Here is a 13,530-nt window from a genome sequence, read left to right as displayed (position 1 = left end):
TTAAGAATTAATTGATGTATAAATTAGTTGGTTATTTTGCACCATCATTTTTTCGCATGAACTCTACGATAGATTTTGCCTCATCTTCTGTAAGGTTTTGATTAGGCATACGTACCAAGCATAATTCAAGTTGTGCTTGTACTTCTGGGTCTTTATCTATCATTGGGTCGGGGTTGGTAATGAAATTCATTAACCAGTGCGGAGCTCTTCTTTCGGTAACACCTTTCCATCCTGGTCCAACCAATTTTTCGTCGGTAGTTTTATGACAAGAAAAACATTTGGTATTTGCAATGGTACTGCCTTTTTCGGCCAATGCTGCATCTAATGCACCAACGGTGAAATTATTTGCGTCAAATTTTCCTTCGCCACGAGTAGGGTCGTAGGTAGAGTTATCTGCGGGTGCTGTACTAGTTTTTTCAGTTTCTGAAGATTGCTGGTTGCCACCGCCACCACAAGCACCTATAAAAAGAGCAGCTAATAGGCATACTGGAATAATGATTTTATTTTTCATACTATAATCGTTTTGTTAACTCAAAATTACTTTGGTTACACGATGTTATTTATGATTCAAATCATATTCCTATTTATTATTCATCAGAAATGACGAATATCATTCTATTATTTTCTAAAAAGAAGGCTTGTTTTTTTAAGCGACTGGTTGTCAGTTGTTAATAAAGAGAACCTAAAAGGCTGTTATTGCAGCTTGTTGGTGCTTTTTCTAAGAATGTTCCAATATTTACTTTCATTATAGTTCCAGTTAATTAAGCCAGAACCTAAAATAATTAAAATAGAAAGTACAATTAAATTGAGTAGGAAAACGAAAAAGTGGCCAAAACTGAAAAAATCATAAGTGGTATCGCCAATAATAAAATAATTTACCAGATCTATTAAAATGGCAATGGGTAACACCACGGTAATAAAAGTCCTGTAGCTGTGTTTTTTCCAGCGCCATTGTTTTCGTTTCTCAGACCAATAGTTAACAAACTGTTTTTCTTGAGGTGTCATATTTTATTAATCATTCTGGCTGGCCAAAAGATAAAGAACGGCCATTCTTACGGCTACGCCATTTTCTACTTGGTTAAGAATTATAGATTGTTTGCTGTCGGCAACATCGCTGGTAATTTCTACCCCTCTATTTATTGGACCCGGATGCATCACAATAATCTCTTTGTCCAAATTATCCAGTATTTGCTTGTTTAGCCCGTACATCATCGAGTATTCTCTTCCAGTGGGGAAGTATTTAATATCCATTCGCTCTAATTGGATACGTAGCATATTAGCCACATCGCACCAATTTAGTGCTTTAATTAAATCGTGCTCTACTTTAACGCCTAATGCGCCAATATGTTTTGGAATTAGGGTAGTAGGGCCGCAAACCATTACTTCTGCACCAAGCTTTTGCAAACAAAGAATGTTCGATATAGCTACACGAGAATGCAGGATATCGCCTACAATCACTACTTTTTTGCCTGCTACATCGCCTAGCTTTTCGCGGATAGAAAAAGCATCTAACAGCGCTTGGGTAGGATGTTCATGTGCGCCATCGCCTGCATTTACTATTTGGGCGTTAATATGGCGACTTAAAAACTGGCCTGCACCGGCGTATGGATGGCGCATCACCACCATATCTACTTTCATGGCCAAAATATTGTTTACGGTATCTATTAACGTTTCGCCTTTGCTAACTGATGAGGAAGAAGCTGCAAAATTAACCACATCGGCAGAAAGCCTTTTTTCGGCTAGTTCGAACGATAGTTTGGTACGGGTAGAATTTTCGAAGAAGATATTTGCGATGGTAATGTCTCTTAAAGAAGGCACCTTTTTAATAGGGCGGTTAATTACTTCTTTAAAATTATCGGCAGTTTCGAAAATCAATTCAATATCATTCAGGTTAATGTCTTTAATGCCTAAAAGATGTCGGGTTGATAGTTTGTCTGCTGCCATTTTACTGTTTTTCTGATAATAAAGTTACTTTGTCTTCGCCGTCGTTCTCTTTCCAGCTTACTTTTACTTTTTGCGAATCTACTGAATCTACTTGTAGGCCAATGTAGTTCGCTTCAATGGGCAAATGCCTAGAAAACCTGCGGTCTATTAATACCATTAATTCTACATTTTCGGGACGTCCGTAGGCTAAAAGCGCATCCATGGCGGCACGTATGGTACGGCCAGTCCATAGCACATCGTCTATTAAAATTACCTGCTTGCCTTCAATAATAAAATCTATAGTATTGCTACTTGCCGTAACAATTCCATCTTTACGCCTAAAATCGTCTCTAAAAAAGGTAATATCTAGATTCCCTTTTTGTATAGTATCTGTTTTAAGTATATCCGATAGTTCTTGGTGAACCCTGTCGGCAAAGAAAATGCCTCGGGGTTGTATGCCAATTAAAACAGTATTACTAAAATCGATATGGTTCTCAATTAGCTGATGACAAAGTCGCTTAATTGTGATCTGAAGTTTTTGACCGCTGAGTAGAGTTCTCTTTTGCATTGCACTTTGATTGCGCAAATATAGGGAAATGTTTTAAGGTTGGAAAGTTGTAATGTTGAATTTGTTGGAAAGCTTAGCATAATTGTTCCTGTACAGTGCCACTAACAATTTGTGTGTCTCCAAAATCGCGACAGGTACTGTGGCTAGCTATATACAGGTGTATAGCAGTAACACACTAGTAACATACTATGAACACACCTGTTATGGTGGACTTAACGTGGACTTGAGGTAGAGTTAAGGTGGACTTGAGGCGGACTTTTAAGATAGTGGAAGGATTGTTTTTAGGATGAATTACCCTTAAATAGAAAGTAAATCTAAATTACTAAAAAATGGTGACGCCAAAGGAAATAATTTCAAATTTGCTTTTAAATTTGAAGGGAAATAGCACATTGTTTAATGTGTATTTTTGGTGTTTCTATTGCTAAAGAAATATTGGCATATGATTTGTAGTTGTTTGTGCAACTATTGTTATGATAACTAAATTTATTTCATTAGAAGACCAATACAACTTACTTGGAGGTAAGTTGTTTATGTATGCGAGTCGTTTCCTTACCTATAAGTTTAAACAAAATGATATTTCGCTTACTAAAGAGCAATGGACGGTGCTTATGCAGTTATGGGTGAAGGATGGTATTTCGCAACAAATTATAGCAGATGCCACAGGGAAAGATAAGCCGAGTATGACTAGGCTATTAGATAATTTGGAAAGAGATGCTTATATACAACGGCGGCCCGATTTTAAAGACCGTAGGCTTAACCTTATATTTCTTACCAATAAGGGCTTGGAAATGGAAAAAAAAGTAATGCCGGTAGCCGAAGCTGCTTTGGCCGAATTAACCCATGGCCTAACATCGCAAGAAATTAATACAATGAAAGACGTATTTAATAAAATCTACAATAATATAGGTGTTTTATAATATGAGAAGGATGATTTTTAATATAGTGTTTTGTTTGGCTGTGGGGCTGCCACGCTTGCAGGCACAACAATTTTACGTTTCCGAAACATTAAAGCGAGCAATAGATGTGGCAATTGCCGAAGATAAAGAGCTAGCCAACCACCATTTAGAGGTAGAAAAATTAGCGCTAGCGCATAAAAGTGTGTTAAATAAGTATGTGCCAACGCTTAGTTCGGTAGCAACTTACGGCTATTTTAACAATACGTTGGGGCTAGACATACCTGCCATGGCTTTGCCAATTATCAGCGTTCCTTTGTTTGCTGGAGAACAGCAATTCAAAAACAAGGGTAATCTTTTCTTTGGTGGGGTAACGGCAAAAATGGCGCTTTTTACTGGCGGACAAATTACTAACGGAGCTAAAGCGGTAGCGGCTAAAAAACAAGGTGTAATGTATTTGGCCTCTCCTAAAAAAGACTCGGTAATTAGAGATGTGATCTACTCTTTTGATCAAGTTCGTTTGTTATGTCAAGCTGAAAAATTGGTAAATGAAAGCGAACTGCGTTTAAACAAAGAAAAAGAACGAGTGGAGAAGGCAATTGCTAATGGTTTAGCTATCCCATACGATAGAGATAAGATTAAGCTGGCGGTTTTAGAGTTGGCCTCAAAAAAAATAGAGTTAGAGGGTAAACGTAAGGTGCTTTATCAGAAATTAAACATGCTAACTCATTATAGCCCTGCGCAAATAGATAGTGTAATTTATCAGCTAGAGCCTATTGTGCTTTTAGAACCATTAACAACCACTAATAGAGCCGAGATAAAAGCTTTAGAAAACTTCAAAACTGCTTATCAGTTTTTGTTAAAGAAAGAGAAAGGGAGTTTTTTGCCTGTAGTTGGTGCTTTTGGAAGTTATAGCTATGCCTCTGTATTTGATGCTAAAACTAGTTTCACCGGGCCAATTAGTCAGCATAACTATTCAATGAAACTGAACAGCGCAACGCTTCATCCTAACTTATTTGCTGGTGTAGCCCTAAAATGGGATATTTTTAGTGGTTTCGAACGTAAACATAAGATAGATGAGACTAAAATTAATATCCAACAGATAGAAAATAAACTGGCCGATGCTAAAGAGAAAGTACAGTTGCAATTGCAAAACAACAATGTACAATACGAAACGCTGTTGAGGCAAATAGATATTGCGGTGCAACGGGAGAAAATAGCACAGAACAATTTGTTAATCGCTCAAAAGCAATACAGTACCGGATTGATAAACGTAACAGAACGTTTAACTGTAGAAACAGATATTTATCAGGTTTCGTTAACGAAAATTAATAGCATTGTCGAACAACGCAAACTAGCCTTAGAAACCATTTCGGCTACTGGAAATTTACAAAACTCAATTCAAGTAAAATAAATGATGAAGAAATATACTTTTATCCTGTTCGGGATGCTTACTTTGGCATCTTGCAGGCCAAAAAACAGTACAGATCACCTTATACAAGGTAAGGTAGAAAGAGATGAACTAGCTATAGTTGGCAAAATTGCTGGTCGTATAGCTAAAATATATGTAAACGAAGGTGATTTAGTTAAAGCAGGCGATACCCTGGCTGTGCTAGATATTCCTGAAGTAGAGGCTAAGAAAGCGCAAGCCGAAGGGGCAGTAAAATCTGCAGACGCTCAATATGAAATGAGTGTGCATGGAGCAACAGCAAACCAGTTAAAACAGTTAAATGCGAAAAAACTGGCCTTAAAAGAACAGTACGAATTTGCGAAAAAATCACTTAAACGTATCGAGGCAATGGTTATAGATTCATTAGTGCCACAACAACAGTACGACGAGGTTTTTGCTAAATATCAAGGTGCTTTGGCACAATATACAGCTGTTGAAGCAGAAATTGCCGATGTAAAAAATGGATTGCGCATAGAGCAACAAACCATGGCCTTGGGGCAAAAAGATAGGGCACAAGGCGCTTTGCTAGAAGTAAAAACTGCCGAGAACGAAAAATATGTAATTGCACCACAAGATATGACGATAGCAACCATTACATTAAAGGTTGGAGAGTTGGCTTTGCCTGGTTATACATTGTTTACTGGCTCGTTAAATGAAACTACTTATTTCCGTTTTACAATACCAGAAAGCAGTTTAAGTAAATATAAGAAAGGCGAAGATATAGAGGTTGCCATACCTTATTTAAAAAACAAAAAAGTAGTTGGCGTAATTAGAAATATTAAACAAATTGGTGCTTATGCTAACATTGCTACTGCTTATCCCGATTACAATATGCAAGATGCTCTTTATGAAATTACGGTAATACCTAAACAAGCTAATGACACTGCCGACATCTTAATCAAATCTACGGTTACCATAACTAAAAGATAATGAAAGTTTTTTTAGAACTATTAAAACGTGAGTTTGCGCTATTTTGGAATAACAGCGTACTGCGTATTCTTTTTATCGGTGCACCCATTATGTACGGTGTTTTGCTTGGCTATGTGTATAACAAAGGTAAAGTAACCAATTTGCCTATTGTAGTAGTTGATAAAGACCAAAGTAAAATGAGTAAAAAGGCTTTGCAAATGATGGAAGATAACGAAGTATTAAGTATTTCGGCGTTGCTACCTAATGAAGATAATCTTACTAACCTCGCTTTTGAAAACGAAGCCGTATGTATCGTAATTATTCCCGAAGGATTTGAAAAGGCAGTGCTTACTAAGAAATACCCAGAAATTACTACTATTGTAAATACAGCTAATATACTTACGGCTAACTATGCCTCTACAGCATTACAGGTTTGTTTAGGTACACTTAAAGTTGGTACACAATTAGAAACGTTACGCAAACAGGGCGTTCCAGAAAACTTATTGATGAGCCATTATGAGCCATTTAAAACCACTTTTATTAAAAAGAACAACCGTGCTACCAACTATATGTACTTTTTGTGGCCAGGTATATTGGCCACGGTTTTGCAGCAGGTGTTAATGCTTGGACTTGCTTTGTCTTTTGCTTCAGAATTTGAAAAAGGAACTTTTGGTATTTTGGTGACTAAAACCGCATCTACCTTTAAACTAATTATGGTTAAAGTAATACCTTACTTAATGATGAGCTTTGGTGTTTGGTTAATCTACTGGTTTTTTACTTGGTGGTTTAAAATACCTTTTTACGAAAACTTGGGTACGCTTACCTTAGCCGCTGGCTTGTTTGTGTTGTCGGTTAGTTTTATAGGTATTTTGGTGAGTTTATTAATTCCAAACCAATTAAAAGCAACCGAAGTTTTAATGGTAATTGCTACGCCAAGCTTTATCTTATCGGGTTTTACTTGGCCATTAAGTGAAATGCCAGCGTGGATACAATACATTGCATCGGTTATTCCGCTAACCCACTTTTTATCCATTTTTAGGATGTTAATTATAGAAAATGGGCCAATAGCGCTGATTTATCCTTATGTACTTAAACTGCTAATTATTACGGTTGTTGGTTTTGTGCTTTCATATGCTGCTTTAGCTTATAAAAAGAAAAAGATGCTCAAGGCAGCTCACTAGGTTTGGATTTAATAAACTGTTTAAATTTCGGTGAAAATTTTTATTTGTCAATCTAAGCTTTCCGATAAACCGGAACAAGTAGTTGAAGACGATCTATCGAGGAATGTTCCGACAGGCTAAACATGATACCTGTGTTTTATGAATAAGAAATTTAAATAGTTTCTAAATATCAGAAGTTAAATTCAAGAACGAACAAAAGGCAAGTTTTCTTGTAGGTAATAGCTTTTATAAATTTAACACCTAGTGTATTATTGATTTAATTAGTTATCCCCCTTTCCAAAGGGGGACGCATGGCGTATAACTATGCGATTTGAATATGCCCCTCTTGGAGGGGGAAGGGGGAGGATTTAAGCTTGATCTACAAATATTTGTATATCAATTATTTATTGTTTTATGGATAGTGCACTACGGGTAAATTTAATATTAAATCAGATTAACTAACTTGCAGCATGGTAAATAGCCCAGTAATTTTTTTCGATGGTGTTTGTAATTTGTGCAATAGCTCAGTACAGTTTGTTATTACTCACGATCGTGAAAACTACTTTAAGTTTGCTGCTTTACAAAGTGAATTTGCTAAAATGCAATTGCCCGAAAATCTTATAAATATTAATGAAGGCGCTAGTTTTATACTTTTAGAAAACGGAAAGATCTATAAAAAATCTACCGCAGCTTTAAAGGTGGCCAAAAAATTAGCAGGTTTATGGCCGTTATTGTACACATTAATTATTATACCACGTTTTATTAGAGATGCTATTTATGCGCTAATTGCCAAAAACAGATACAAATGGTTTGGCAAAAAAGAAAGTTGCTGGGTGCCAACGCCCGATTTAAAAAGTAAATTTTTAGGTTAAAGCAAATTACTGTGGGTTGTTGTTTTTTGGGCTCCACAGCCATGAGCATAAAATAATTAGCGGAATACAAATGCTTACGCTAGCTATTTTTAAACTTTTGCCATTCGCAACAATATCTGCTTGCTCTGTGGTAAAAATAAAAATGGTTTCCTTAATAATTAACAAGGTAATTAGGGTTACGGCAACTGCTAAAATTTTACGTATCATTACTAAAATAAATTGATGTTCAAATATTAGATTTTTTAATGGTAAAAAACTAAGTATATTTAGCATACCTTAAAAACAAATTAAAAATATGACCGAGAAAGTATTTCAAGCGAGTGCCGAAAGTAAAGCACAAGCAAAGCAATTACGTCTTTTTGCACTTTTAGCGTGGTTTGTAGCTATGGCTGGACAAGTTTTTGCCATTTTAAAATTAATACAAGATGAAACGTTGGTTTGGCTAGTTGTTGCCATTGTAGTTATCTTAATTTTAACCATTGTGGGTTCTTGGCTGTGGAAAAAAGCTAATCGTTTAGATCCGGCATCAGAGCAAGACAAAGTAAAGTTTTTTATACAAAACCAATTAGGGGCCATTTTAGGAGTGTTGGCATTTCTGCCAATGGTTATTTTTATATTCACTAATAAAAATGCAAGCGGTAAAACAAAAGGGATTGCCGGTGCTGCGGCAGTAATTGCAATGTTGGTTGCTGGTATTACAGGCGTAGATTTCAATCCGCCATCTATAGAAAAATATACTAAAGAAATTAATGAGCAAACCGATGTGCTGAAGAAAATTAATTTAAATAACGATCTAGTATATTGGACACGTGAAGGAAATAAATACCATATTTACGAAGATTGTCAGCACATTAAAGGCCGAGATAGTATTTCTAGCGGTACAGTTAAAGAATCATTCGAAAAGAAAGGTCTTTCTGAACTCTGTAAAACTTGCCAAAAAAGAGCAATCAAACAAAACGATGTTTCTGAAAATATCTTGAGCGAAAAAGCTTTAGACACGGCTGGTTCTGAATAATCTTTTGCAAAGTAATAAATGTAAAACGCCTTCAATTTGCTAAAGTTGAGGGCGTTTTAATGTAAAAAAGCCAGCAAGCCTAACGGCTTACTAGCTAATCAAACCAAACTATAAACTAAGAATTATTTTGCTGTGGTTATAGGTGTTAAATTATTTAGCTCGTCTTCGGTAAATAATCTGTAATGTATTTTAAATGTTTTGCCAAGAGGAGTTTCTAAAGAAAAACCGCCTACGCCAAAACCGTCTAATACATCTAGAGTAAAATGAGAAAATTTCCAGTATTCGAATAAATCTTTGTCTATCCAAAATTCGCAATCTTCTACTGTACCAATACATACGTCGTGCATGCGTACGTAAAAGCCTCCTTTTTGGAAACATTGCGGTTGTGTGCCTTCGCAGCAACCACCAGCCTGATAAAACATTAAATCGCCATGTTGTGCCTTTAATCAGTTCTTTAGCTTTTTCGGTACTATCTAGTCTCTTAACCATTTTTGCTCCCTTCTTGAAGAAAGATTGCTTCGCAAAATTTACGAGGTTGATGAATGTTACAACTTGGTAAATGCGTATTGCGAAGCAATCTAGGATATAAATAAAAAGTTAATTGCTATTAAAAGAAACCTAATTTGTTTTTGTTGTAAGAGATCAACATATTTTTTGTTTGGCGATAGTGACCTAACATCATTTTATGGTTTTCTCTGCCAATACCCGATTGTTTGTAGCCGCCAAATGGTGCTCCTGCAGGGTAAGCGTGGTATTGGTTTACCCAAACACGGCCTGCCTGTATTGCTCTTGGTACTTGGTAAAGTTCGTGCGCATCTCTGGTCCAAACACCGGCACCTAGGCCGTATAAAGTATCGTTGGCAATTTCTATTGCTTCTTCTACTGTTTTAAAAGTCGTTACGGCCAATACTGGGCCAAAAATTTCTTCTTGGAAAATACGCATTTTGTTATGGCCCTTAAACAAGGTTGGTTTAATATAATAACCGCCTTCTAACTCGCCAGGTAATTGGTTAACATCGCCACCGGCTAATACTTCGGCACCTTCTTGCTTGCCTAACTCAATGTAAGATTTAATTTTTTCGTATTGAATTTTAGAAGCTTGCGCCCCCATCATTACTGTTTTATCTAAAGGACTACCTACCTTAATGGCGTTGGTTCTTTCAATTACTTTAGCAATAAATTTATCGTAAATATCTTCTTGTACCAATAACCTCGATGGGCAGGTGCAAATTTCGCCTTGGTTAAAAGCAAATAGTACTGCGCCTTCAATGGCTTTGTCTAAAAAGGCATCGTCTTCGTCCATTACAGAACTGAAGAAAATATTAGGAGATTTGCCGCCTAGCTCTAACGTAACCGGAATAATGTTCTCTGTGGCGTACTGCATTACCAAACGGCCAGTTGGTGTAGAGCCTGTAAAGGCAGCTTTGGCAACTTTAGGGTTGGTTACTAACGAACGGCCTAACTCTGCACCAAAACCATTCACTACGTTTACAATGCCTTTAGGCAGTAAATCGCCAATGAGTTCCATTAGCACCATGATAGAAGTTGGTGTGCTTTCGGCAGGTTTTAATACTACGGTATTGCCAGCAGCTAGGGCAGGTGCCAGTTTCCAAATGGCCATTAGCAATGGGAAATTCCAAGGAATAATTTGGGCTACTACGCCAATTGGCTCATGCACAATTAAGGAAACTGTGTGCTCGTCTAGTTCTGTATGCGAACCTTCTTCGGCACGAATTACGCCAGCAAAATACCTAAAATGGTCAATGGCAAGCGGAATATCGGCATTTAACGTTTCCCTGATGGCTTTACCATTATCAATGGTTTCTACCGTAGCTAAATACTCCAAGTTGTCCTCCATGCGTTGCGCAATTTTGTTGAGGATAACACTTCTTTCGGTTGCCGAGGTTTTACCCCAAGTTTTAAATGCTGCCGATGCTGCGTTAACTGCTAATTCTAAATCTTCTGGACTTGAATGCGCTGCTTTGGTGAACACTTTGCCATCAATAGGAGAGATATTGTCGAAATATTTTCCGTTAACGGGCACTACAAATTCACCATTAATATAGTTGTCGTAATGAGATTTAAATTCGGGTTTTTTTACAATTTGTTCCATTATTTTAAGATTTGGTTAAAACAAACTTACGTTTAATAGAGGCCGATTGATAGTACAATAGTTGCAACTAATAGCACAATCGTATCGGTGGTTTGTAATGGAAATGAAATAATTTATCGTGCTGTTTAACAATGTGATATGTATTTACGTTATTAGAGTAAATAAGGAAATGCCATATGAACACAAAGTTGAATTTAGTGCCCTTAAGCAATCAGAAAAATTTAAGTACACTGGTAGAAAATAGGTCGAGTTTTACCCTGGAGAAGTGCGAACTTAACATTTTTGAAACTTACCAAGAAGCCTATCAAGTGCCGCTTACTTTCAACGATTTTGTAATTGCCAGTATGTTGCGAGGAAAAAAGGTGATGCACTTAGATAAGGTTAGAGAATTTGATTACCTGCCAGGCGAATCTGTCATTGTGCCAGCTTTAGAAACTATGCGTATTGATTTTCCAGATGCTTCGGATGCCACACCTACACAGTGTATTGCTTTGGCCATTGATCAGGTTCAAATTAAGCAAACCATTAATTATCTTAACGAATATTTTCCTAAAGAGAGCAATAATGATTTGTGGGAGCTAAGTTACGACGAGTATCATTTTTACAATAATGAAGAGATTGCGGCCTTAATAAACAAATTAATTAAAGTATGCGCAGATACCTCTTCTGCTAAAGATGTATTAGCAGATTTAACACTTAAAGAGCTTTTAGTAAGAATTATTCAAACTCAGAATTTGATGGTAATGCAAGGTGGAAATTTTAATAATAATCCATTAGCTTATGTGATTGGTTATATTAAATCAAATTTAGGCGAAAAAATAAGCGTGGATAGTTTAAGCGAAAAAGCGTGCATGAGCAAGGCTACGTTTTATCGGTTATTTAGGAAAGAATTAGGGGTTAGCCCTAATGATTTTATCTTGGCCGAAAAGATTAAAAAGGCGAAAGAGCTTTTAATGCATCCAGATACGAAAATATCGGCAATTAGCTATGAGTTAGGCTTTAGCGATGCCAATTACTTTATTAGGGCTTTTAAAAAAGTTGTGGGTACAACACCGGGCAACTACCAGCTTAACGCTTTGCATTTGTAACACTTTTCGTTCATTCCTTAAAAATTAGTCGTTTTTCTGCTTATTTACGGGTATTTAGTCTATTTTAGTCGGATAACCTTAAACAAACAGCAAGATCTAATTTTAGTGGAAGAATTTATTACTACAATCAACAATATCATATGGAGCGATGCTCTTATCGTATTGTGTCTGGGAGCTGGCATTTACTTTTCTCTCAAAACCAAATTTTTACAGGTCACTTATCTTAAAGACATGTGGCGGCTACTTTTCGATGGTAAGGCCTCTAGCAAAGGTGTAAGTTCTTTTCAGGCTTTTGCAATTGCCATATCAGGCAGAATTGGTACTGGAAACATCGCAGGTGTGGCAACAGCAATTGCTATGGGAGGGCCGGGAGCCCTGTTTTGGATGTGGCTTATTGCTTTTTTAGGAGCATCATCTGCATTTATTGAAGCAACCTTAGGGCAAATTTATAAGAAATTAGAAAACGGAGAATATCGCGGAGGACCAGCATATTACATTGAAAAAGGCTTAGGTGTAAAATGGTATGCCGTAGTTTTTGCAGTAGCTACTGTTTTAAGTACAGCCATATTTTTGCCTGGCGTACAAAGCAACAGTATTGCTGTGGGTATGCAGAATTCATTTAATGTGCCAACATACATCTCCGGAATTACCATTTCGGTACTGTTAGCGTTAATTATTTTTGGTGGTGTTAAAAGGATAGGTAAAGTAGCTGAAATTGTTGTGCCGTTTATGGCAGGTGGATATATTTTAATGGCTTTAATCATTATAGCTTTCCATTATCAGCAAATTCCAAGTGTATTTGGCCTGATCTTTAGTTCGGCATTTAATTTAGAAACCGCATTTTCGGGGGTGTTCGGGATGGCTATTGCCTGGGGAGTAAAACGCGGTATTTATTCTAACGAAGCGGGGCAGGGTACTGCGCCACATGCTGCTGCTGCTGCCGAGGTATCGCACCCTGTAAAGCAAGGTTTGGTACAGGCTTTTTCTGTTTACATTGACACCCTGTTTGTATGCACAGCTACAGGTTTAATGATTTTATTTACTGGCAAATACAATGTCGTAAATCCAGGCGGGGGCTTTATTGTTGAAAACCTAAAAGGTACAGCCATTGGCGCTGGGTTTACGCAAGAGGCAGTTAATGCACATTTTCCGACATTAGGCGGTGGTTTTGTAGCTGTTTCGTTATTTTTCTTTGCATTTACTACCATTATGGCCTATTACTACATTGCCGAAACAAATTTGACGTATTTAGATAAGTCGAATAATAAATGGATGAAGAATGCATTACGGGTATGTATGTTGGCGGCAGTAGTGTACGGCACCGTAAAAACAGCAGAAGTAGCTTGGACATTGGGCGATATTGGTGTGGGAACAATGGCTTGGCTTAATATAGTGGCAATATTTTTACTCAGAAAACCTGCGCTATTAGCGTTAAAAGACTATAAAAAACAAAAGGCCGAAGGAAAAGATCCTGTGTTTAAAGCGGAAGAAGTTGGTGTGAAAAATACTGATTTGTGGAAATAGCAGACTTAGCCTAGT

15 protein-coding genes are annotated in these 13,530 nt (G+C 37.0%); 8 read left to right on the top strand and 7 right to left on the bottom strand.

Annotation, left to right across the window (positions count from 1 at the left end):
- Nucleotides 1-31: 31 nt before the first annotated feature.
- The 4 genes from B3I52_RS09890 to pyrR form a co-directional block, all read right to left on the bottom strand.
- Nucleotides 32-511: a c-type cytochrome gene (locus B3I52_RS09890; RefSeq protein ID WP_293300842.1), complete on the bottom strand. Its 480-nt coding sequence runs from the start codon at nt 509-511 to the stop codon at nt 32-34.
- 182 nt (nt 512-693) lie between these two features.
- Nucleotides 694-1,005, bottom strand: a complete 312-nt coding sequence (locus B3I52_RS09885) for a hypothetical protein (RefSeq protein WP_293300841.1) — start codon at nt 1,003-1,005, stop codon at nt 694-696.
- A gap of 6 nt (nt 1,006-1,011) precedes the next feature.
- On the bottom strand, nt 1,012-1,944 hold the full coding sequence (locus tag B3I52_RS09880) for an aspartate carbamoyltransferase catalytic subunit (protein WP_293300839.1): 933 nt from the start codon (nt 1,942-1,944) through the stop codon (nt 1,012-1,014).
- A 1-nt stretch (nt 1,945) separates the two neighbouring features.
- Complete coding sequence (gene pyrR / locus B3I52_RS09875; protein ID WP_293300837.1) at nt 1,946-2,491, bottom strand: bifunctional pyr operon transcriptional regulator/uracil phosphoribosyltransferase PyrR; 546 nt, start codon at nt 2,489-2,491, stop codon at nt 1,946-1,948.
- A 470-nt stretch (nt 2,492-2,961) separates the two neighbouring features.
- On the opposite strand from pyrR, the gene B3I52_RS09870 reads away from it, so the two are divergent.
- The 5 genes from B3I52_RS09870 to B3I52_RS09850 all read left to right on the top strand — a co-directional run bounded on the left by B3I52_RS09870 (nt 2,962) and on the right by B3I52_RS09850 (nt 7,775).
- Nucleotides 2,962-3,408, top strand: coding sequence for a MarR family winged helix-turn-helix transcriptional regulator (locus B3I52_RS09870; protein ID WP_293300835.1), 447 nt, complete (start codon nt 2,962-2,964; stop codon nt 3,406-3,408).
- Between the two features lie 10 nt (nt 3,409-3,418).
- Nucleotides 3,419-4,798: a TolC family protein gene (locus tag B3I52_RS09865; RefSeq protein WP_293300833.1), complete on the top strand. Its 1,380-nt coding sequence runs from the start codon at nt 3,419-3,421 to the stop codon at nt 4,796-4,798.
- On the top strand, nt 4,799-5,764 hold the full coding sequence (locus tag B3I52_RS09860) for an HlyD family secretion protein (RefSeq protein ID WP_293300831.1): 966 nt from the start codon (nt 4,799-4,801) through the stop codon (nt 5,762-5,764). It begins immediately after the preceding gene.
- Nucleotides 5,764-6,924, top strand: a complete 1,161-nt coding sequence (locus B3I52_RS09855) for an ABC transporter permease (protein ID WP_293300829.1) — start codon at nt 5,764-5,766, stop codon at nt 6,922-6,924. Before B3I52_RS09860 ends, B3I52_RS09855 begins: the two co-directional genes overlap by 1 nt.
- A 449-nt stretch (nt 6,925-7,373) precedes the next feature.
- Entirely contained in the window at nt 7,374-7,775 is a 402-nt protein-coding gene (locus tag B3I52_RS09850) for a thiol-disulfide oxidoreductase DCC family protein (protein ID WP_293300828.1), read from the top strand.
- Between the two features lie 6 nt (nt 7,776-7,781).
- Here B3I52_RS09850 and B3I52_RS09845 read toward each other — a convergent pair whose 3' ends face one another.
- Complete coding sequence (locus B3I52_RS09845) at nt 7,782-7,982, bottom strand: hypothetical protein (protein WP_293300826.1); 201 nt, start codon at nt 7,980-7,982, stop codon at nt 7,782-7,784.
- Nucleotides 7,983-8,070: 88 nt separating this feature from the next.
- Here B3I52_RS09845 and B3I52_RS09840 point away from each other — a divergent pair, with 88 nt between their 5' ends.
- Entirely contained in the window at nt 8,071-8,790 is a 720-nt protein-coding gene (locus B3I52_RS09840) for a hypothetical protein (protein ID WP_293300825.1), read from the top strand.
- A gap of 122 nt (nt 8,791-8,912) precedes the next feature.
- Here B3I52_RS09840 and B3I52_RS09835 read toward each other — a convergent pair whose 3' ends face one another.
- Both B3I52_RS09835 and B3I52_RS09830 read right to left on the bottom strand, forming a co-directional pair.
- Complete coding sequence (locus tag B3I52_RS09835; RefSeq protein ID WP_293300824.1) at nt 8,913-9,212, bottom strand: DUF779 domain-containing protein; 300 nt, start codon at nt 9,210-9,212, stop codon at nt 8,913-8,915.
- Nucleotides 9,213-9,397: 185 nt separating this feature from the next.
- On the bottom strand, nt 9,398-10,903 hold the full coding sequence (locus B3I52_RS09830) for an aldehyde dehydrogenase family protein (RefSeq protein ID WP_293300823.1): 1,506 nt from the start codon (nt 10,901-10,903) through the stop codon (nt 9,398-9,400).
- Between the two features lie 176 nt (nt 10,904-11,079).
- Between B3I52_RS09830 and B3I52_RS09825 the strand changes: the two genes are divergently transcribed.
- Both B3I52_RS09825 and B3I52_RS09820 read left to right on the top strand, forming a co-directional pair.
- Nucleotides 11,080-11,991: an AraC family transcriptional regulator gene (locus tag B3I52_RS09825; RefSeq protein WP_293300822.1), complete on the top strand. Its 912-nt coding sequence runs from the start codon at nt 11,080-11,082 to the stop codon at nt 11,989-11,991.
- A gap of 105 nt (nt 11,992-12,096) precedes the next feature.
- Nucleotides 12,097-13,515: an alanine/glycine:cation symporter family protein gene (locus tag B3I52_RS09820; protein ID WP_293300820.1), complete on the top strand. Its 1,419-nt coding sequence runs from the start codon at nt 12,097-12,099 to the stop codon at nt 13,513-13,515.
- The last annotated feature ends 15 nt before the right edge of the window (nt 13,516-13,530 follow it).

The sequence above is a fragment of the Pedobacter sp. UBA4863 genome (genome assembly GCF_002399615.1).
Lineage (GTDB): Bacteria > Bacteroidota > Bacteroidia > Sphingobacteriales > Sphingobacteriaceae > Pedobacter.
The sequence above is the reverse complement of the archived record's forward strand: the minus strand, read 5'-3'. Positions and strand labels throughout refer to the sequence as shown.

Bases quoted from the DNA above. Each gene is read 5' to 3' on its own strand.
- B3I52_RS09890 (WP_293300842.1), bottom strand. From the start codon at position 511: ATGAAAAATAAAATCATTATTCCAGTATGCCTATTAGCTGCTCTTTTT.
- B3I52_RS09885 (WP_293300841.1), bottom strand. From the start codon at position 1,005: ATGACACCTCAAGAAAAACAGTTTGTTAACTATTGGTCTGAGAAACGA.
- B3I52_RS09880 (WP_293300839.1), bottom strand. From the start codon at position 1,944: ATGGCAGCAGACAAACTATCAACCCGACATCTTTTAGGCATTAAAGAC.
- pyrR (WP_293300837.1), bottom strand. From the start codon at position 2,491: ATGCAAAAGAGAACTCTACTCAGCGGTCAAAAACTTCAGATCACAATT.
- B3I52_RS09870 (WP_293300835.1), top strand. From the start codon at position 2,962: ATGATAACTAAATTTATTTCATTAGAAGACCAATACAACTTACTTGGA.
- B3I52_RS09865 (WP_293300833.1), top strand. From the start codon at position 3,419: ATGATTTTTAATATAGTGTTTTGTTTGGCTGTGGGGCTGCCACGCTTG.
- B3I52_RS09860 (WP_293300831.1), top strand. From the start codon at position 4,799: ATGATGAAGAAATATACTTTTATCCTGTTCGGGATGCTTACTTTGGCA.
- B3I52_RS09855 (WP_293300829.1), top strand. From the start codon at position 5,764: ATGAAAGTTTTTTTAGAACTATTAAAACGTGAGTTTGCGCTATTTTGG.
- B3I52_RS09850 (WP_293300828.1), top strand. From the start codon at position 7,374: ATGGTAAATAGCCCAGTAATTTTTTTCGATGGTGTTTGTAATTTGTGC.
- B3I52_RS09845 (WP_293300826.1), bottom strand. From the start codon at position 7,982: ATGATACGTAAAATTTTAGCAGTTGCCGTAACCCTAATTACCTTGTTA.
- B3I52_RS09840 (WP_293300825.1), top strand. From the start codon at position 8,071: ATGACCGAGAAAGTATTTCAAGCGAGTGCCGAAAGTAAAGCACAAGCA.
- B3I52_RS09835 (WP_293300824.1), bottom strand. From the start codon at position 9,212: ATGTTTTATCAGGCTGGTGGTTGCTGCGAAGGCACACAACCGCAATGT.
- B3I52_RS09830 (WP_293300823.1), bottom strand. From the start codon at position 10,903: ATGGAACAAATTGTAAAAAAACCCGAATTTAAATCTCATTACGACAAC.
- B3I52_RS09825 (WP_293300822.1), top strand. From the start codon at position 11,080: ATGAACACAAAGTTGAATTTAGTGCCCTTAAGCAATCAGAAAAATTTA.